The sequence below is a fragment of the Massilia sp. 9I genome (genome assembly GCF_902506415.1).
Lineage (GTDB): Bacteria > Pseudomonadota > Gammaproteobacteria > Burkholderiales > Burkholderiaceae_D > Telluria.
In genome coordinates this window covers 4,450,022-4,467,405 of the sequence record NZ_LR733275.1, presented here as the reverse complement: position 1 = coordinate 4,467,405, position 17,384 = coordinate 4,450,022, and the positions used below count along the sequence as shown (strand labels likewise).

Here is a 17,384-nt window from a genome sequence, read left to right as displayed (position 1 = left end):
CGCGGCGCTCCGTACACGGGGTAGCGCGCCCTGACACCCGGAGGATCAATAGATGAGCCATTTGCGGGTCCATGCACGGAACTTTTGGCAAACATACGTATAATGGCGGCGATTTTCCCTTCATTTCCGCCGAACATGCATACCCCAGCTTCGCCCGACCTGCCCCCGCAAGAGGCGCTCCCCGCACACGCCGTCGACGCCGCCAGCGCACACCTGGGAGACATCCTGGCGATCGCCGTCGAGCACGGGCCGGCGCAGCGGGCGCTGGTGGTCTACGACGAACGCACACCCCTGGCGCGCGCGCTGACCGAGGCTTACCGCCGCAACCTGCCGGACGCCCGGTTCATCGAATTCGACGGCGCCACGCCGGAAGACGTGCTGGCGGCCTTCCGCGCCATGGGGGCGAAGGACCTGGTGGTGCTGGTGCAGTCGACCAACTTCCGCCTCGATGGCTTTCGCATCCGCGTGGAGCTGTTCAAGCTGGGGCTGAAGGTGATCGAGCACGTGCACCTGTCGCGCATGCCGGGCCCGCAATCCGAGCACTACATCGAATCGCTGGCCTACGACCCTGCCTACTTCCGCGGCACCGGCCGCGCCCTGAAAGCGCGCATCGACGTGGCGCCGCATGCGCGTGTGGAGGGCGGCGGAGAGACGCTGTATTTCAGTTCGCCGCTCGAGCCGGCCAAGCTGAACGTGGGCGATTACAGCGAGATGCACAACGTCGGTGGCCAGTTCCCGATCGGCGAAGTGTTCACCGAGGCGCTCGACCTGGAAGCGGTGCACGGCCGGGTGCAGGTGCACGTCTTCGGCGACACCAGTTACCGCTCCAACCGCCCCGACGTGCCGGTGACCCTGGTCATCGAGCGCGGGCGCGTGGTGGGCACGGAGAACGCCACCCCCGCCTTCCAGCAGGTGCTGGACAACATCACCGCCGACGAGGGCGAGGTCTGGGTGCGCGAGCTGGGCTTCGGCCTGAACCGCGCCTTCACGCGCGAGCGCCGCGTCGACGACATCGGCACCTACGAGCGCATGTGCGGCATCCACCTGTCGCTCGGCGCCAAGCACGGCGTGTACCCAAAACCCGGCTTCAAGCGCAAGGACGCGCGCTACCACATCGACGTGTTCGCGGTGACCGATGCCGTGTATCTCGGCGAGGAACGTGTTTACGCGGACGGCGGATGGATTTGTAACAAGTAACTTTCTATCAGGTCACAAGTGCTACCATGGTTCGTTTGTAACCATTTCGTAGGCCGTTCTATGGCAGGTAACGTACTTTCCTGCGTCGACGAGATCCAGTCCATCGGCGCCGTGCCGAAAATCCTGGAAACCGTCGCCGCCATGACCGGCCTGCGCTTCGTGTGCATCGCCCACGTCACCCCGGATTCGTGGACCGCCTGCGCGGTCCTCGACAAACTCGAATTCGGCCTCAAGCCGGGCGACCCGCTCGACGTCACCACGACCCTGTGCGAAGAAGTGCGCGATACCGGCGCCGCCGTGATCATCGACCACGTGAGCGAAAGCGAGCGCTATCGCGACCACCATACGCCGCGCATCTACGGCTTCCAGAGCTACTTTTCGATTCCCGTGTTCCGCCCGGATGGCCAGTACTTCGGCACCCTGTGCGGACTCGATCCGGAACCGGCGCGCCTGACCGATACCGTCACGGTGTCGACGCTGCAGCTGTTCACGGAGCTGATCGCCAAGCAGCTCGAGAGCGAGCACTCGCTGGGCGAAGCGCGCGCCGCGCTGCTCGACGAACGCGAGACCGCCGAGCTGCGTGAACAGTTCATCGCCGTGCTCGGGCACGACCTGCGCACCCCGCTCGGCTCGGTGCTGTCGGCCAGCGAGATCCTGCTGCTGAAACACCAGGACCCGTCCACCCGCCAGGTGGTCGAACGCATCCGCCGCAGCACCCGGCGCATGGCGGCCCTGGTCGAGGACGTGGTCGACTTCACGCGTGGCCGCATGGGCGGCGGCATCGCGCTCGACCTGCGGCCAGTGAAGGGCGCCGACCTGCGCCTCTATGACGTGGTGGACGAGCTGTCGGGCCTGTATCCGGAGCGCGTGATCGACACCGCGATCCAGCCCGGCCTGTCGCTGCACTGCGACCCCGAGCGGCTGGCGCAGCTGCTCTCGAACCTGCTCAAGAACGCCCTTGTGCACGGCAGCGAACACCATCCGGTCTTCGTGGTGGCCCATGTGCGCGAAGGCCGTTTCACGCTGCGCGTCACCAACGGCGGGCCGGACCTGAGCCCCGCCGTCATCGACCAGCTCCTGAAACCCTACTGGCGCGCCGCTTCGCGTGCCGGCAGCGAAGGCCTCGGGCTCGGCCTGTACATCGTCGACCAGATCGCGCGCGGCCACGGCGGCGCGATCGAAATCGGCTCGAGCGCCGGCTCGACCTCGTTCACCTTCACCATGGATGTCGCAACCGTGGCCTGACTTTGCACTTGCGCTGACTGTTCCATTTCCCGATACTGCTTACCGATGAGGTAACACGACAACGCAGACGGGAGACAGGATGGACGCAGTGTTTGCAAGGCGCGCAGTCACGGCATGCGCATTGGGTAGCTTCGTATTGGCCTGCATCCCTGCCCAGGCGCAGGACGGGGACGCGATCGCGCGTATCGAGCGCGGGCTGCGCCCGGCGGTGGCGATCCAGGGCGCCAAACTCGACACGCGCACGCTGGCCGGCGAGATGCAAAGGCTGAACGTGCCCGGCGTGAGCATTGCCGTCATCCGCGGCGGCAAAGTCGCCTGGGCCAAGGGCTATGGCGTGACCCACGCGAACGGCGCCCCTGTGACGCCGCAGACCCTGTTCCAGGCCGCCTCGATCAGCAAACCCGTCACCGCGATGGGCGCCCTGAAGATGGTCGAAGCCGGCCAGCTCGACCTCGACGCCGACATCAACACCGTACTCACCAGCTGGAAGCTGCCGCCGGGTCCGGACAAGCGCCCGGTCAGCCTGCGCCAGCTGCTCTCCCATACTGCCGCCACCACGGTCTCGGGCTTCCCGGGGTATGCGGCCGGCGCGCAGGTGCCGACGCTGGTGCAGGTGCTGGACGGCGCCGCGCCCGCCAACACAGGGCCGGTACGCATCGAGGGCATGCCGGGCGACGCCTGGAAGTATTCGGGCGGCGGCTACAGCATCGTGCAGCAGGCCATGATCGACCGCGCAGGCCGTCCCTTCGACGCGCTGATGGACGACACGGTGCTCAAGCCGCTCGGCATGAGCGACAGTACCTTCGCCCAGCCGCTGCCCAGCGCCCTGCTGGCGCGCGCCGCCTTGCCGCATAACGCGAAAGGCGCGGCCTACCCGGGCGGACCGTACACCTATCCGGAACTGGCGGCGGCGGGGATGTGGACGACGCCGACCGATCTGGCGAAATTCGCGCTCGCGGTGCAGCGCGCCGCGGCCGGCGGTGACGCCGTGCTGTCGCCGACCATGACGCGCACGATGCTGCGCCCGGTGATGAACAACTACGCGCTCGGCCTGGAAATCGACGGCAAGGCGCCACAGCATGCCTTCGGCCACGGCGGCAGCAACATGGGCTACCAGAACTCGCTGTACGCCTATGTCCAGCGCGGCGAAGGCGCGGTCGTCATGACGAACGGCGACGCCGGCGCAGAGCTGGCGCAGGAACTGATCCGCGCCGTGTCGGCCGAATACCGCTGGCCGACCTACCAGACCGTGATGCGCAAGGCGATCTCGCTGCCGGCTGCCACCCGCGCCAAGCTGGCCGGGCGCTACGGGATCAAGGGCCTGGGCACCTTCGACATCGCCGAGCGCGAAGGCAAGCTCATGGTCGCCCTGCGCGACAACCAGTGGGAGCCGCTCTACGCCGAATCGGCGCGCACGCTGTTCGTGCTGTCGCGCGAGCTGGAGCTGCACATGGCCGACAAGGGCGGCCGCCTGAAGAGCGGCGCCTTTGACGTCGCCTTTACGCGGCAGCGCTGAGTTCCAGCGCCGGCATCCGCAGCGGGCAGGCGTCCAGCGGGTCGGCCAGGCGCTGCGCCAGCCCTGCCCGCAGTTGCGCCAGGCCGGCAATGCGGGCGTCGATGTCCGCCAGCTTGCGCTCCAGCGCGGCGCGCAGTTCGCCGGCCGATGTCGCCGGATCCTGCAACAAGGGCATGCCCGCCTCGATCTCGGACAGCGTGAACCCGAGCGACTGGGCCGTGCGCAGGTAGCACAGCCACTCCACCGCCTCCGGCGGATAGTCGCGGTAGCCATTGCCGCGCCGGCGCGCCGTGAGCAGGCCGCGCTGCTCATAGAAGCGCAATGCATCGCGGCTCAAGCCGGTGGCCGCCGCCAATTCTCCGATCTGCATGCTCATTCCTTCAAAAAGCGCTTGACCCTGGAGTTTACTCCAGGGTTGAGGATGTGGGCTTCTTTCATCAAGGAGTTCGATCATGCTGCTCTCTACCGCCGCCAACCGCCGCATCGTCAAGGCCAGCGCCATTTACGACCTGGTCGTCACCGCGGCCTTCGCCACGCCCTGGACCTTCGCCCTCGCCCACGGACACATCTCGTCGCTGAACGCATTGCTGGGCGGCGCCGCGCTGCCCGCCTTCGCGCCCTTCCACCTGCTGTTCGCCTGCCTGATGGGCAGCATCGTGCTGGTCTGGTCGGTTCTCCGGATCCTCGAACCAACCCAGCGCCTGGGACGCTTCGATGGCGCCGGACGCTTCCTGTTCTCGCTGTGGATGGCCTGGTGCCTGGCGGTGACCGGCGCGCCGGTGCTGTGGCTGTTCGTGTTGCCGGAGTTTGCGTGGGGCGTGGCGCAGTGGTGGCCGGTGCGCCGGGATTCCTGATGCCCGCCTCATCAGACGAAGTGTGCAGGTGAATATCTATATTTCCATATGGATAGAGCACTAGCGTAAAGGCAGGGATAGAATGCCGTATTCGCTTCCTACACATCACCTTGCCGGGTTTCCCGACATGGTGACTGCAGCCAGCCCGATCGACTCGCTCACACTGGCTCACCATGTCTCCTCTCGTCCTCGTCGCGGAAAGCGATGAATTAACGCGCCTCACCTTGCTCTACATGCTCGATGCGCTGGGCTATATTGCCAGTGGTGTCGACGACATGGACGATATGTTCAGCGCGATGGAACGGGTCGCGTTCGATATCCTGATTGCCAGCCTCACTTTCCATGATCCGGATGCGACAGTCATCGCACGGGAAGCCAAACTGCGTCAACCCGGGATCAAGGTCATCGTCGCAAGCGGGTATTATCCCGAAGAACGGCTGAAGCCGTGCATCGACGCCTTCGTCCAGAAACCATTTTCGATGGCCCAGATGGACGCCGCGATCAGGCAGTTCGGATTGATATTCCCGCCTGGGCCTGACGCGCAAGCAGTCATATCGGACTAGAATATTCCATGCTCAGCAACGAACAACGTGACCTGTACCGGCGCAACGGCTTTCTCCTACTGCCCGGTTTCAAAAGCCCTAGCGAGATCGCCGCGCTGCGCCGGCGCGCCGAGGAAATCGTCGACGCCTTCGACCCGAACGAATCACGCGCCATCTTCACCACCAAGGACCAGGAACGCGCGAGCGACGCCTGGTTCCTCGGCTCGGACAACACGGTGCGCTGCTTCTTCGAAGAGGAAGCTTTCGGTGCGGACGGCCAGTTACGTCAGGCCAAGGCCCTGTCGATCAACAAGATCGGCCATGCGATGCACGACCTCGACCCGGTGTTCGAGGCCTTCACGCGCGACCCGAAACTGGCCGCCGTGGCGCGCGACCTCGGCCTGGAACAGCCGCAAGTCTGGCAGTCGATGTACATCTTCAAGCAGCCGGGCATCGGCGGCGAGGTGCGCTGGCACCAGGACGCGACCTTCTTCGACAGCGACCCGATCACCGTGACCACCTTCTGGTTCGCACTGGAAGACGCCACCGTCGACAACGGCTGCCTGTGGGCCGAACCCGGCGGCCATCGCGGCCCGCTGCGCGAGCGCTTCCTGCGCGATGGCGACCAGATCATGATGGAAAAGCTGGACGCGACGCCCTGGCCGATTGATGGCACGGCAGTCCCGCTGGAAGCCAAGGCCGGCACCCTGGTCTGCTTTCACGGCCTGCTGCCGCACTACAGCGCACCGAACCGCTCGCCGGTGTCGCGCCATGCGTTCACGCTGCATGCCACCGATGGCCGCGCCGCCTACTCGCCGCGCAACTGGATCCAGCGCGGTGCCGGCTTCCCGGTGCGCGGCTTCGACTGAGCCGCCCCGCGCTACATCACCCTGACCCAGCCGCCCTTGTAGAGGATCGGCCCGCTCGGGCCGTCGGGATTCGGCGAACCACCGGCCGGCTCCAGACTAACCGCCAGCAAGGCTACGTCGCCGCCGAGTGCCTGGCGCGTCAGCGGCAAGCTCAGTTCGCGCCCGCTACCCAGCACGCCCAGCGAGCGCGGCTTGCCTACACGCGATACCGCCCACAACTGCAGCACCTGGTTCGGCGCGAGCGGCTGCGTTTCCACCAGGCGCACGCTGAGACGCTGGCGCTCGCGATCCGCCAGCACCAGCAGTCCGGTGCGGGCCTGATCGTCGGTCAGGGTGGCGATGTCGCTGATCGCAGGCTCGCTGCGTTCCTTCATCACCGTCACCAGCAGCAGCGCCGCTACCATGCTCGAGGCAGCGCCGAAGGTGCGCCAGAAACCGAGCGCCCCGTGGCGCCAGAACTGCCAGGCCGGCGCGTTCCCGCGCAGGCCCAGGCGGCTTTCGATGCCGCGCCAGACTTGCGTGCGCGGCGCCACCGGCGGCACGAATTCCGCCATCGCGCCGAGGCGCTCGTTCCATTCCGCGACCGTGCGGCGCAGCGCCGCATCGTTGTGCATGTAGCCTTCGAAACGGCGGCGCGCGTGGCCGCGCAGGGTGCCGATGACATAGGCGGCCGCGAGCCGGTCGCGCAGGATGTCCTTGCCGCGCAAATTCATGGCGCCCTCCCACCGCCCGTCAGGCAGGCCTGAAGGCGCGCCAGGCTGCGCCGGATCCATGTCTTCACCGTCCCCACCGGCAGCGCCAGCTTGTGCGCCACGTCGCTGTGCGACAGGTCATGGAAGAAGGCCAGGCCCACCACGTGCCGATGCTTTTCCTCGAGCGCCGACATGCAGCTGGCCAGCGCCTTCGCCTGGCTGCTCAGCTCCAGGGCATCGGCGGGATTCGCGGCCGGATCGCTCAGGCTCGCCAGTACGCTCGCGTCGAAGTCCTCGCCGTCGATCTCGACCTCGCTCTGCAGGCGCCGCAGCAGGTCGAAGGACTTGTTGCGGACGATGGTCGTCATCCAGGTCATGGGCGCCGCGATGCCGGCCTGGTAGTCGGCGGCATGGCGCCAGATCGATACAAAACTCTCCTGCAAGGCTTCCTCGGCCAGCTCGCGCCGGCGCAGGATGCGCAGCGCCAGGCCGTACAGGCGCGGCGAACTGGCTTCGTACAGCTCGCGGAAGGCACGCGCGTCGTTCTGCGCGGCGCCACGGATCCACGAACTGAGCTGTAATGGATTTAGCGAATTTGACGACTGCAGCACAGGATTGCCTTCCCGAAGACGAATGTTACTGACGATTTTGCGTCCGAGTCAGAAACTTAACATATTTACGTTTAGGAAAGACAAAAAATATTTTGAATCCGATAAGGCCCGGGCTGCGTATATGCCTGTGTAGCCGTGCCGCGACGATCCTAGTGTCTCCAGCAAGCTCGCCGAATCCCCTGGAGGGGACCAATAACATCAAGAGGAGAACGTCATGCAATTTGGAAAGCATCACCCCTGGGCCGCCGCCCTCCTGTCGGGCGCAGCGCTGGCCGCGCTGGCGCTGCCCGCCGCGGCCTCGAGCCACCGCGAAGCCCCGTTCCTGACCAACGCCCCGAAGGTCGACGGCACCGACTTCTACCTGTTCCGCAGCTACGCGCCGGGGCGCGAAGGCTACGTGACCATGATCGCCAACTTCATCCCCTTCCAGGACCCGCAGGGCGGCCCGAACTTCTACCAGTTCGACAACAACGCCCTGTACGAAATCCACGTCGATAACAACGGCGACGCCAAGGAAGACATCTCCTTCCAGTTCCGCTTCAAGAGCACCTCGAAGCGCACCGCCCTCACCGTGGGCGGCAAGCCGGTCCTGATCCCGCTGATCAATTCGAACACCATCAGCGGCGTCAACCCGGCCTCGCTCAACGTGCGCGAAACCTACACCATCGACATGGTCAAGGGCGACCGCCGCAGCGGCACCCGCACCCGCCTTGCGGCGGCCAGCGGCGGCGCGACCGAATTCGATAAGCCGGTCGACAACATCGGCGACAAGACCTTCGGCAGCACCACCGGCTACGAGACCTATGCCAACCAGCACATCTATGATGTGAACATCCCTGGCTGCGGTACCGGCCGCGTGTTCGTCGGCCAGCGCAAGGAGCCTTTCTACATCGCCGTCGGGAAGATCTTCGACCTGGTCAACCTGAACCCGCTCGGCGCCGAAGTGAACGGCAACAAGAACGACCTCGAGAACAAGAACGTCAGTGCGATCGCGCTCGAACTGCCGATTGCCTGCGTCACCGCGGGCGGCGAACCGGTCATCGGCGCCTACGCCACCGCCAGCATGCGCCAGGGCCGCCTGATCAACCCGGCCCCGGCGAGCGGCATCAACAACGCCGTCAAGGAAGGCGGCGCCTGGGCCCAGGTCTCGCGCCTCGGCATGCCGCTGGTGAACGAAGTCATCATCGGCATGGACGACAAGGACCGCTTCAACACCTCCAAGCCGAAGGACGACGCGCAGTTCCTCACCTACGTCACCAACCCGACCCTGCCGGCGCTGATCGAGACCCTGTTCCCGTCCGCCAAGGCGCCCACCAACTTCCCGCGCAACGACCTGGTTACCGCCTTCCTGAAGGGTATCCCTGGCGTGAACCAGCCGAAGAACGTGGTCGCATCCGAGATGCTGCGCCTGAACACCAGCGTGGCGCCGACTGCGCTGGCGGCGCAGAACCCGATGGGCGTGGCGGCGGGCGACAACGCCGGCTTCCCGAACGGCCGCCGTCCGGCCGACGACATCGTCGACATCGCGCTGCGCGTATCGATGGGCGCCCTGTGCGTGCTGACCGGCGCCAACGATGCGCTGGGCGTCGGCTGCAAGCCGGCCGACGCGCCGGCCGGCGGCCTGGCCCTGACCGACGGCGTGCGCAAGAACGCTGCGGCCTTCAAGCCGGCCTTCCCCTACCTGAACACCCCGCTGCCGGGTAACCAGTAAAGGAGAACGCCATGAAACCGATGATCCACCGCACGCGCAGCGGCGCGCTGCTGGTGTCGCTGGCCCTGCTGCTGGGGGCCTGCGGCGGCAGCAACGACCGCCCGCACGTGGTTGAACCGCCGCCGCCGACCGGCACCAATCCGCCGCCGGCCCAGGCCGACTCGTTCTTCATGCTGGTCGCCTCGCGCGTGGCCGCGCTATTCGATAACGACGAACCGGTCGCGATCGACAGCGCCACCCCGACCACGCCGGAAAACACCGAGCCGGAACCGCTGCCGTCCACCTGAGGCGGCAGGATGGCGGGACGCGCCTGCGCGTCCCGCCGCTTTGGAGAACGATCATTGCAATGATGCCCAAGTTTCACCCCCTGCTGCTGGTGGTGCTGCTGACCTGCAGCGCCGCCGCAGCGCCCTATTTGCCTTCCAGCGGCGGCCAGGTGCTGGAACGCCTGCCCGCCCGCTTCGACCCGGTGCAGCGCGAACTCGCCCAGCTGCGTGCCGAACTGGCCGCCAATCCGCGCGACCTGGCGCGCGCCTCCGCGCTGGCGCGCCGCTGCATCGAGCAGGCGCGCCGTGATGGCGACCCGCGCTACCTCGGCTACGCCCAGGCTGCGCTGGCGCCCTGGTGGAAGCTGCCGCGCGAACGCGCCCCGGCCGAGGTGCTGGTGCTGCGCGCCACGCTGGCCCAGAGCACCCACTCCTTCGCCGATGCCCTGGCCGATCTCGACGAAACCGTGCGGCGCGATCCCGGCAATGCCCAGGGCTGGCTGACCCGCGCCACCATCCTGCTGGTGACCGGCGACTATGCCGGCTCGCGCAGCAGCTGCGCGCGCCTGCTCGGACGTGCGCCGGACCTGGTGCTGCAGACCTGCCTGGCGGCCGTCGGCAGCGTCAGCGGCCAGGGGCGTGCCAGCTATGAGCGGCTGGCGCGTACCTTTGCGGCCCGTGCCGACGCGCCGGCGCCGCTGCGCGCCTGGTCCGCTACCTTGCTGGCCGAGATGGCCGAGCGCCTCGGCGAGCATGCCAAGGCCGAGACCCATTTCAAGGAAGCCCTGCGGATCGACCCGCAGGACAGCTATCTGCTGGCCGCCTACGCCGACTTCCTGCTCGAGCGCGGCCGCGCGCGCGAGGTCCTGCCCCTGCTCAAGGGCCGCAGCCAGGCCGACGCCCTGCTGCTGCGCCAGGCGCTGGCCCAATCCGCCATCGGCTCGCCCGGGGTGGTGAGCCAGAGCGCGGCGCTGCGCGCACGCTTCGAAGCGGCGCGCCGACGCGGCGACACGGTCCATCGGCGCGAGGAAGCGCGCTTCGCCCTGGCGCTGGCCGGCGACCCGGCGGAAGCGGTGCGCCTGGCAAAGCTCAACTGGGCGGTGCAGAAGGAACCCGCCGACCTGCGCATCCTCGCGCGCGCAGCGAGCGCCAGCGGCGACGCCGAAGCCGCGCGCCTGGTGCGCGACTGGCTGCGCCACAGCAAACTCGAAGACCGCAGCCTCGACGCCAATGCCGTGCGCGGAGGCGCGGCATGATGCGGCGCCTGCTCGCTCTGTTTGCGCTGGCTTTCCTGACGTGGGCGCCCACCGCTTACGCCCACAAGGCCAGCGACAGCTACCTGAACCTGACTGTCGACGGCGCCCGCATCGACGGACGCTGGGACATCGCCCTGCGCGACCTGGAACTCGCGGTCGGCCTCGACGCCGATGGCGATGGCGCGCTGACCTGGGACGAGGTGCGCGCGCGCCACGGGGCAATCGCCGCCTATGCGCTGGCGCACCTGAAGCTGTCCTCCGGCGGCAGCGATTGCCCGCTGCAGGTCACCCAGCAGCTGGTCGACAGCCATACCGACGGCGCCTACACGGTGCTGATGCTGCGCGCCTCCTGCGCGGCGCCGGTCGACACGCTGGCGCTGCACTACACGCTGCTGGCCGAGCTCGACCCGCAGCACCGTGGCCTGCTCGCCCTGCGCCACGGGAACGCCACCTCGAGCGCCATCCTCGGTCCGGACAACCCGCATCCGCAACTGCGCCTGGCCGAGGCCGACAGCCTGCGCCAGTTCCTCGAGTACGCCAGGCAGGGCGTCTGGCATATCTGGATCGGCTTCGATCACATCCTGTTCCTGCTGTCGCTGCTGCTGCCGGCGGTGCTGCTCTACCGCGAGCGCGAATGGATCGGGCGCGAGGGCTTGCGCGACGCGGTGCTCGACGTGGTCCGGGTGGTGAGCGCGTTTACGCTGGCCCATTCGCTGACCCTGACCCTGGCCGCCCTCGGCGTGCTGGCGCTGCCTTCGCGCCTGGTGGAATCGGCGATCGCGGCCTCGGTGATCGTGGCGGCGCTGAACAACCTGCGCCCCTTGTACCAGCGCGGGCGGGTGCTGTTCGCCTTCGGTTTCGGGCTGCTGCACGGCTTCGGCTTCGCCAGCGTGCTGGCCGACCTGGGCTTGCCGCAGGGCGCGCTGCTCTTGTCGCTGGTCGGCTTCAACGTGGGCGTCGAGATCGGCCAGCTGGCGATCGTCGCGGTGTTCCTGCCGCTGGCCTGGTGGCTGCGCAAGGGACTGTTCTACCGGCGCGTCCTCATGCTGGGCGGCTCGGCCGCGATCGCCCTGGTGGCCGCGGTCTGGCTGCTGGAGCGGGCGCTGGACCTGCAGCTGGCGCCCTGGAGCGGGGGCGCAGCATGAGCCGGCGTCTCGCGCACGCCATACATATGCACTATGTATCAGCTTTTTTACAAATCCTCCGAGCAATTGTAAATAGGTAAAGCTAGAATACTTTTTCCTATTCCAATTAAAATTCCAGGGGAAATATGATACGTCTGCCTATTGGACTGGCCGCGCTGTTCCTCAGCGCCTCGGTTTTGGCCGCTCCTCCTTTCGACGACAAGTTCCGCCAGCTCGACGAGCTGCTGCCGACGCCGGGCGCCGTGCGCACCGCCTCGGGCGCACCGGGCCACGCCTACTGGCAGCAGCGCGCCGACTACACGATGCGCGCCACGCTCGACGAGAACAAGCGCGCCATCAGCGGCTCGGGCTCGATCACGTACCACAACAATTCCCCTGACACGCTGAAGTACCTGTGGCTGCAGCTGGATGAGAACATCTACAAGCCGGATTCGGCCGCCCGCCGCACCGCCGTCCTGCCTTCGCGCGAAGCCTGGCAGGCGCGCGGCACCGACGGCGTGAAGTTCGACGCATTGCGCACCCTCCTCGAAGGCAATGCCTTCGAAGGCGGCTTCAATGTCCGCAACGTGCGCGACAGCGGCGGCCGTCCGCTGAAGTACACCATCAACGGCACCATGATGCGCATCGACCTGCCGCAGGCGCTGCGTCCGGGCGCCAAGGTGTCGTTCAGCCTCGACTGGAACTACAACATCAACGAACAGAAGATCCTCGGCGGCCGTTCGGGCTACGAGAAGTTCGACGACAAGAACGATCTGTTCGAGATCGCCCTGTGGTTCCCGCGCATGGCGGCCTACTACGACGTCTACGGCTGGCAGCACAAGCAGTTCCTGGGCGCCGGCGAATTCACGCTGGAGTTCGGCGACTACGACGTCCAGATCACCGTGCCGTCCGACCACATCGTGGCCTCGACCGGCGAACTGCAGAACCCGGGCGAAGTGCTCAGCGCCGCACAGCGCGAGCGCCTGCGCCAGGCGCGCACCGCCAAGAAGCCGGTGCTGATCGTGACCCAGGCCGAGGCGGAAGCCGCCGAAAAGGGCCGCGCCACCACCAGCAAGACCTGGCACTTCAAGGCCAAGAACGTGCGTGACTTCGCGTTCGCTTCGAGCCGCAAGTTCATCTGGGACGCGCAGGGCATCAAGTCCGGCAACAACGACGTGCTGGCGATGTCCTACTATCCGAAGGAAGGCAACCCGCTGTGGGAGCGCTATTCGACCCACGCGATCATCCACACCATCGAACAGTACAGCAAGTATTCCTTCGACTATCCGTACCCGACCGCGATCTCCGTGAACGGCCCGGTGGGCGGCATGGAATACCCGATGATCTCGTTCAACGGCCCGCGTCCGGTCAAGGACAAGAAGACCGGCGAGCTGACCTACTCGAAGCGCACCAAGTACGGCCTGATCGGCGTGATCATCCACGAAGTCGGCCACAACTACTTCCCGATGATCGTCAACTCGGACGAGCGCCAGTGGACCTGGATGGACGAGGGCATCAACTCCTTCGTGCAATCGCTGGCCCAGGAAGCCTGGGAAGAAGACTGGGAAGAGATGCGCGGCCATCCGCGCCAGATCGTCGACTACATGCGTAGCCAGAACCAGGTGCCGATCATGACCAACTCGGAGTCGCTGCTCCAGTTCGGCAACAATGCCTACGCCAAGCCGGCGGCCGCACTGAACGTGCTGCGCGAAACCATCCTCGGCCGCGAACTGTTCGACTTCGCCTTCAAGGAATACGCCGAGCGCTGGAAGTTCAAGCGCCCGACCCCGGCCGATTTCTTCCGCACCATGGAAGACGCTTCCGGCACGGACCTCGACTGGTTCTGGCGCGGCTGGTTCTACACCACCGATCCGGTGGACATCAGCGTCGACGGCATCACCGAGTACACGGTCAGCACCAAGGATCCGGAAATCGAAAAAGCCTGGGCGCGCGCACGCAAGCAGTCCGAGCCGATCTCGATCACCGACCAGCGCAACAAGGGCATGCAGCGCCGCGTCGACCGCTTCCCCGAGCTGAAGGACTTCTACAACGAGAACGACGACTTCACCGTCACCAACAAGGACCGCAACCGCTACAACGAAACGGTGGCCGGCCTGGAAGACTGGGAAAAGAACCTGCTCAAGGAAGGCAAGCACCTGTACCTGGTGGACTTCTCGAACAAGGGCGGCCTCGTCATGCCGCTGATCGTCGAGATCACCACCAAGAGCGGCAAAAAGTACATCGAGCGCATCCCGGCCGAAGTGTGGCGCTACTCGCCGAAGAAGATCACCAAGCTGTTCATTACGGACGAAGAGATCGTGGGCCTGACCCAGGACCCGTACTGGGAGACCGCCGACATCGACGTGAGCAACAACTCGTGGCCGGCCAAGCCTGTGCCGTCGCGCCTGGAACTGTTCAAGACCGAACGTGACCCGGCCACCGGCAACCTGATGCGCGACTTCAATACCAAGCTGGCCCCGCCGAAGACCCCGGGCCAGGCCGAGGCGCCGAAGTCCGAGTAAGGCAGCGCTGGACACGTGGGCGGCATCCGCCCGCGCGTTTGAACACCGGCAGGGCTGCGCGCCCTGCCGTTTCTTTATCGAAGACGAACGAACAGAATGAAAACGAAGCAACTGCAGGCGCTGATCGGCGCCTTGTTCCTTACCAGTGCGGCGCACGCGGCGCCTGCGTTCGACGACAAGTTCCGCCAGCTCGACGAGCTGCTGCCCACCGCCACCGAGACCCGCACCGCTTCCGGCGCGCCGGGCCACCGCTACTGGCAACAGCGCGCCGACTACCGCATGCGCGCCACCTTGGATGAGGACAAGCGCACGATCACGGGCTCCGGCACCGTCACGTACACCAACAATTCGCCGGACACGCTGTCGTACCTGTGGGTGCAGCTGGACCAGAACATGTTCCGCGCCGATTCCGACAACCGCCGCATCTCGACCCTGCCCTCGCGCGATGCGTGGCAAGCCCGCGGCACCGACGGCGTCAAGTTCGACACCCTGAAGGCCACCCTGGAACAGCGGCGCTTCGAGGGCGGCATCCAGGTCACCGCTGTGACTGGCGCCGACGGCCGTGCGCTGCGCGCCACCGTCAACAAGACCATGATGCGGATCGACCTGCCGCAGCCCCTGAAACCCGGCGCGCGCACGTCCTTCAACATGGCGTGGACCCTCAATATCCCGGAAGCGAACGTCGTCGGCCGCCGCACCGGCTTCGAGAAGTTCGACGATGGCAACGATATCTACCTGTCGGCCCAGTGGTTCCCGCGCATGGCGGCCTACTACGACGTCAAGGGCTGGCAGAACAAGCAATACATGGGCGACGGCGAATTCACGCTGGAGTTCGGCGACTACGACGTGCAACTGACCGTCCCGGCCGACCACGTGGTCGCCTCCACCGGCGAATTGCAGAACGCGGATGCGGTATTGAGCCCCGCCCAGCGCGAGCGCCTGCGCCAGGCGCGCACCGCGAAGAAGCCGGTCGTCATCGTCACCCAGCGTGAAGCCGAGAGCGCCGAGAAGGGCCGCTCGAAAGCGACCAAGACCTGGCACTTCAAGGCGCGCGACGTGCGCGACTTCGCCTTTGCCTCGAGCCGCAAGTTCATCTGGGACGCCCAGGGCATCAAGAGCGGCGACAAGGACGTGATGGCGATGTCCTACTATCCGAAGGAAGGCAACCCGCTGTGGGAGCGCTATTCCACCGCCGCCGTGATCCACACCCTCGAGCAGTACAACAAGTACTCCTTCGACTATCCGTACCCGACCGCGATTTCCGTGAACGGCTCGATCGGCGGCATGGAATACCCGATGATCTCGTTCAACGCCGGGCGCCCCGTCAAGGACAAGAAGACCGGCGAGCTGACCTACTCGCGCGGCACCAAGTATGGCCTGATCAGCGTGATCATCCATGAAGTGGGCCACAACTACTTCCCGATGATCGTCAACTCGGACGAGCGCCAGTGGACCTGGATGGACGAGGGCCTGAACAGCTTCCTGCAGTTCCTGGCCGAGCAGGCCTGGGAAGAGGACTATCCGGGCCGCCGCGGCGAGGCGCGCGACATCACCGCCTACATGCGCAGCACCAACCAGGTGCCGGTCATGACCAATGCGGAGTCGACCATCCAGCGCGGCAACAACGCCTACGCCAAACCGGCCACCGCGCTGAACATCCTGCGCGAGACCATCCTCGGCCGCGAGCTGTTCGACTTCGCCTTCAAGGAATACGCCGAGCGCTGGAAGTTCAAGCGCCCGACCCCGGCCGACTTCTTCCGCACCATGGAAGATGCGTCGGGCACGGACCTCGACTGGTTCTGGCGCGGCTGGTTCTACACCACCGACGCGGTCGACGTGAGCGTCGACGGCATCACCGAGTACACCGTCAGCAGCAAGGATCCGGAAGTCGAAAAAGCCTGGCAGCGTGCGCGCCACCAGGAAGAAGCGATGTCGATCATCGACCAGCGCAACAAGGGCATGCAGCGCCGCGTCGACCGCTTCCCCGAGCTGAAGGACTTCTACAACGAGCACGACAACTTCACCGTCACCAACAAGGACCGCAACCGCTACAACGAGACGATGGCCGGCCTGGAAGACTGGGAAAAGAACCTGCTCAAGGAAGGCAAGCACCTGACCCTGGTGGACTTCACCAACAAGGGCGGCCTGGTGACGCCGCTGATCGTCGAGATCGAGACGAAGAGCGGCAAGAAGACCATCGAGCGCATTCCGGCGGAAGTGTGGCGCTATTCGCCGAACAAGATCACCAAGCTCTTCATCACGGACGAGCCGATCGTCAGCCTGACCCAGGACCCGTACTGGGAGACGGCGGACATCGACGTCAGCGACAACGCCTGGCCGCGCAAGGTGACGCCGTCGCGCCTGGAACTGTTCAAGACCGAACGCGACCCGGCCACCGGCAACCTGATGCGCGACTTCAACACCAAACTGGCCCCGGTGAAAACGCCGGCCGCGGACAAGAAGGCCGAGCAATGAGCGCACGCCGTCTCAAGGCCTGGCTGGCCGCCGCCCTGCTCCTGGTGAGCGCGGCGGCGAGCGCGCACCGCTTCCACATGGGGATCACCGAGCTCGCGTTCAACCAGCGCACCAAGAGCACGGAGATCATCCATACTTACATGGCGCACGACATCGAGGACCTCCTGATGAACCTGTACGGGCGCCAGTTCGACCTGGGCGACCCGGAAGACCAGGCGGTGCTGCGCAAGTATGTCGAGGGACGCTTCTGGCTGCAGGGCCAGGACAAGGCGCGCCTGCCGGTGCGCTGGGTCGGCATGACCGTCGACTCGCACAGCGTGGTGATCTTCCAGGAACTGGAAAACGCCCCGCTGTCGAAGACCGTGGTGATCCACCAGGGCGTGCTGATCGACTTCCTGCCCGAGCAGGTCAACACCGTCAACCTCAACAACGCGGGCGCGGTACGTTCGCTGACTTTCACCAAGGCCGCCGTCGAGCAGTCCACCGACGACAAGCAACCTTGAA

Annotated in this window: 16 protein-coding genes; 13 read left to right on the top strand and 3 right to left on the bottom strand. The window is 66.2% G+C overall.

Annotation, left to right across the window (positions count from 1 at the left end; genetic code table 11):
- Positions 1-135 precede the first annotated feature (135 nt).
- The 3 genes from GV068_RS19935 (at position 136) to GV068_RS19925 (ending at position 3,958) form a co-directional block, all read left to right on the top strand.
- A complete protein-coding gene (locus tag GV068_RS19935) occupies positions 136-1,197 on the top strand; it encodes a hypothetical protein (RefSeq protein WP_159701864.1) in 1,062 nt (353 codons plus the stop codon).
- Between the two features lie 60 nt (positions 1,198-1,257).
- The gene (locus GV068_RS19930) at positions 1,258-2,442 is read left to right on the top strand and encodes an ATP-binding protein (protein ID WP_159701861.1); all 1,185 of its coding nucleotides are present in this window, start codon (positions 1,258-1,260) and stop codon (positions 2,440-2,442) included.
- Between the two features lie 79 nt (positions 2,443-2,521).
- Positions 2,522-3,958 carry a serine hydrolase gene (locus GV068_RS19925; protein WP_159701858.1) on the top strand — a complete coding sequence of 479 codons (1,437 nt, stop codon included), beginning with the start codon at positions 2,522-2,524 and terminating at the stop codon, positions 3,956-3,958.
- Here GV068_RS19925 and GV068_RS19920 read toward each other — a convergent pair.
- On the bottom strand, positions 3,942-4,328 hold the full coding sequence (locus GV068_RS19920; RefSeq protein WP_159701855.1) for a MerR family transcriptional regulator: 387 nt from the start codon (positions 4,326-4,328) through the stop codon (positions 3,942-3,944). The genes GV068_RS19925 and GV068_RS19920 overlap by 17 nt on opposite strands.
- 82 nt (positions 4,329-4,410) lie before the next feature.
- Here GV068_RS19920 and GV068_RS19915 point away from each other — a divergent pair, with 82 nt between their 5' ends.
- From GV068_RS19915 to GV068_RS19905, 3 genes are all read left to right on the top strand, one after another.
- Positions 4,411-4,812 carry a hypothetical protein gene (locus GV068_RS19915; RefSeq protein ID WP_159701853.1) on the top strand — a complete coding sequence of 134 codons (402 nt, stop codon included), beginning with the start codon at positions 4,411-4,413 and terminating at the stop codon, positions 4,810-4,812.
- Between the two features lie 173 nt (positions 4,813-4,985).
- Positions 4,986-5,375, top strand: a complete 390-nt coding sequence (locus GV068_RS19910; protein WP_159701851.1) for a hypothetical protein — start codon at positions 4,986-4,988, stop codon at positions 5,373-5,375.
- A gap of 8 nt (positions 5,376-5,383) precedes the next feature.
- Complete coding sequence (locus GV068_RS19905; RefSeq protein ID WP_159701849.1) at positions 5,384-6,223, top strand: phytanoyl-CoA dioxygenase family protein; 840 nt, start codon at positions 5,384-5,386, stop codon at positions 6,221-6,223.
- Between the two features lie 11 nt (positions 6,224-6,234).
- On the opposite strand, the gene GV068_RS19900 is transcribed toward GV068_RS19905, so the two are convergent.
- Together GV068_RS19900 and GV068_RS19895 are read right to left on the bottom strand one after the other, a co-directional pair.
- The gene (locus tag GV068_RS19900; RefSeq protein WP_159701847.1) at positions 6,235-6,936 is read right to left on the bottom strand and encodes an anti-sigma factor domain-containing protein; all 702 of its coding nucleotides are present in this window, start codon (positions 6,934-6,936) and stop codon (positions 6,235-6,237) included.
- Positions 6,933-7,526: an RNA polymerase sigma factor gene (locus GV068_RS19895; protein ID WP_308637448.1), complete on the bottom strand. Its 594-nt coding sequence runs from the start codon at positions 7,524-7,526 to the stop codon at positions 6,933-6,935. Before GV068_RS19895 ends, GV068_RS19900 begins: the two co-directional genes overlap by 4 nt.
- Before the next feature lie 214 nt (positions 7,527-7,740).
- On the opposite strand from GV068_RS19895, the gene GV068_RS19890 reads away from it, so the two are divergent.
- From GV068_RS19890 to GV068_RS19860, 7 genes are all read left to right on the top strand, one after another.
- Complete coding sequence (locus tag GV068_RS19890; RefSeq protein WP_159701845.1) at positions 7,741-9,237, top strand: DUF4331 domain-containing protein; 1,497 nt, start codon at positions 7,741-7,743, stop codon at positions 9,235-9,237.
- Positions 9,238-9,248: 11 nt separating this feature from the next.
- The gene (locus GV068_RS19885) at positions 9,249-9,524 is read left to right on the top strand and encodes a hypothetical protein (RefSeq protein ID WP_159701843.1); all 276 of its coding nucleotides are present in this window, start codon (positions 9,249-9,251) and stop codon (positions 9,522-9,524) included.
- Positions 9,525-9,583: 59 nt separating this feature from the next.
- The gene (locus GV068_RS19880) at positions 9,584-10,759 is read left to right on the top strand and encodes a tetratricopeptide repeat protein (RefSeq protein ID WP_201303321.1); all 1,176 of its coding nucleotides are present in this window, start codon (positions 9,584-9,586) and stop codon (positions 10,757-10,759) included.
- Entirely contained in the window at positions 10,756-11,904 is a 1,149-nt protein-coding gene (locus GV068_RS19875) for a HupE/UreJ family protein (protein ID WP_159701841.1), read from the top strand. The genes GV068_RS19880 and GV068_RS19875 overlap by 4 nt, the downstream gene beginning before the upstream one ends.
- Before the next feature lie 125 nt (positions 11,905-12,029).
- Positions 12,030-14,405, top strand: coding sequence for a M1 family metallopeptidase (locus GV068_RS19870; protein WP_159701839.1), 2,376 nt, complete (start codon positions 12,030-12,032; stop codon positions 14,403-14,405).
- A gap of 96 nt (positions 14,406-14,501) precedes the next feature.
- Positions 14,502-16,880: a M1 family metallopeptidase gene (locus GV068_RS19865; RefSeq protein ID WP_159701837.1), complete on the top strand. Its 2,379-nt coding sequence runs from the start codon at positions 14,502-14,504 to the stop codon at positions 16,878-16,880.
- The gene (locus tag GV068_RS19860; protein WP_159701834.1) at positions 16,877-17,383 is read left to right on the top strand and encodes a DUF6702 family protein; all 507 of its coding nucleotides are present in this window, start codon (positions 16,877-16,879) and stop codon (positions 17,381-17,383) included. Before GV068_RS19865 ends, GV068_RS19860 begins: the two co-directional genes overlap by 4 nt.
- Position 17,384 lies beyond the last annotated feature (1 nt).

What these genes read in the sequence shown, in the direction of transcription:
- GV068_RS19935 (WP_159701864.1), top strand. Translation starts at nt 136, where the DNA reads ATGCATACCCCAGCTTCGCCCGACCTGCCCCCGCAAGAGGCGCTCCCC.
- GV068_RS19930 (WP_159701861.1), top strand. Translation starts at nt 1,258, where the DNA reads ATGGCAGGTAACGTACTTTCCTGCGTCGACGAGATCCAGTCCATCGGC.
- GV068_RS19925 (WP_159701858.1), top strand. Translation starts at nt 2,522, where the DNA reads ATGGACGCAGTGTTTGCAAGGCGCGCAGTCACGGCATGCGCATTGGGT.
- GV068_RS19920 (WP_159701855.1), bottom strand. Translation starts at nt 4,328, where the DNA reads ATGCAGATCGGAGAATTGGCGGCGGCCACCGGCTTGAGCCGCGATGCA.
- GV068_RS19915 (WP_159701853.1), top strand. Translation starts at nt 4,411, where the DNA reads ATGCTGCTCTCTACCGCCGCCAACCGCCGCATCGTCAAGGCCAGCGCC.
- GV068_RS19910 (WP_159701851.1), top strand. Translation starts at nt 4,986, where the DNA reads ATGTCTCCTCTCGTCCTCGTCGCGGAAAGCGATGAATTAACGCGCCTC.
- GV068_RS19905 (WP_159701849.1), top strand. Translation starts at nt 5,384, where the DNA reads ATGCTCAGCAACGAACAACGTGACCTGTACCGGCGCAACGGCTTTCTC.
- GV068_RS19900 (WP_159701847.1), bottom strand. Translation starts at nt 6,936, where the DNA reads ATGAATTTGCGCGGCAAGGACATCCTGCGCGACCGGCTCGCGGCCGCC.
- GV068_RS19890 (WP_159701845.1), top strand. Translation starts at nt 7,741, where the DNA reads ATGCAATTTGGAAAGCATCACCCCTGGGCCGCCGCCCTCCTGTCGGGC.
- GV068_RS19885 (WP_159701843.1), top strand. Translation starts at nt 9,249, where the DNA reads ATGAAACCGATGATCCACCGCACGCGCAGCGGCGCGCTGCTGGTGTCG.
- GV068_RS19880 (WP_201303321.1), top strand. Translation starts at nt 9,584, where the DNA reads ATGATGCCCAAGTTTCACCCCCTGCTGCTGGTGGTGCTGCTGACCTGC.
- GV068_RS19875 (WP_159701841.1), top strand. Translation starts at nt 10,756, where the DNA reads ATGATGCGGCGCCTGCTCGCTCTGTTTGCGCTGGCTTTCCTGACGTGG.
- GV068_RS19870 (WP_159701839.1), top strand. Translation starts at nt 12,030, where the DNA reads ATGATACGTCTGCCTATTGGACTGGCCGCGCTGTTCCTCAGCGCCTCG.
- GV068_RS19865 (WP_159701837.1), top strand. Translation starts at nt 14,502, where the DNA reads ATGAAAACGAAGCAACTGCAGGCGCTGATCGGCGCCTTGTTCCTTACC.
- GV068_RS19860 (WP_159701834.1), top strand. Translation starts at nt 16,877, where the DNA reads ATGAGCGCACGCCGTCTCAAGGCCTGGCTGGCCGCCGCCCTGCTCCTG.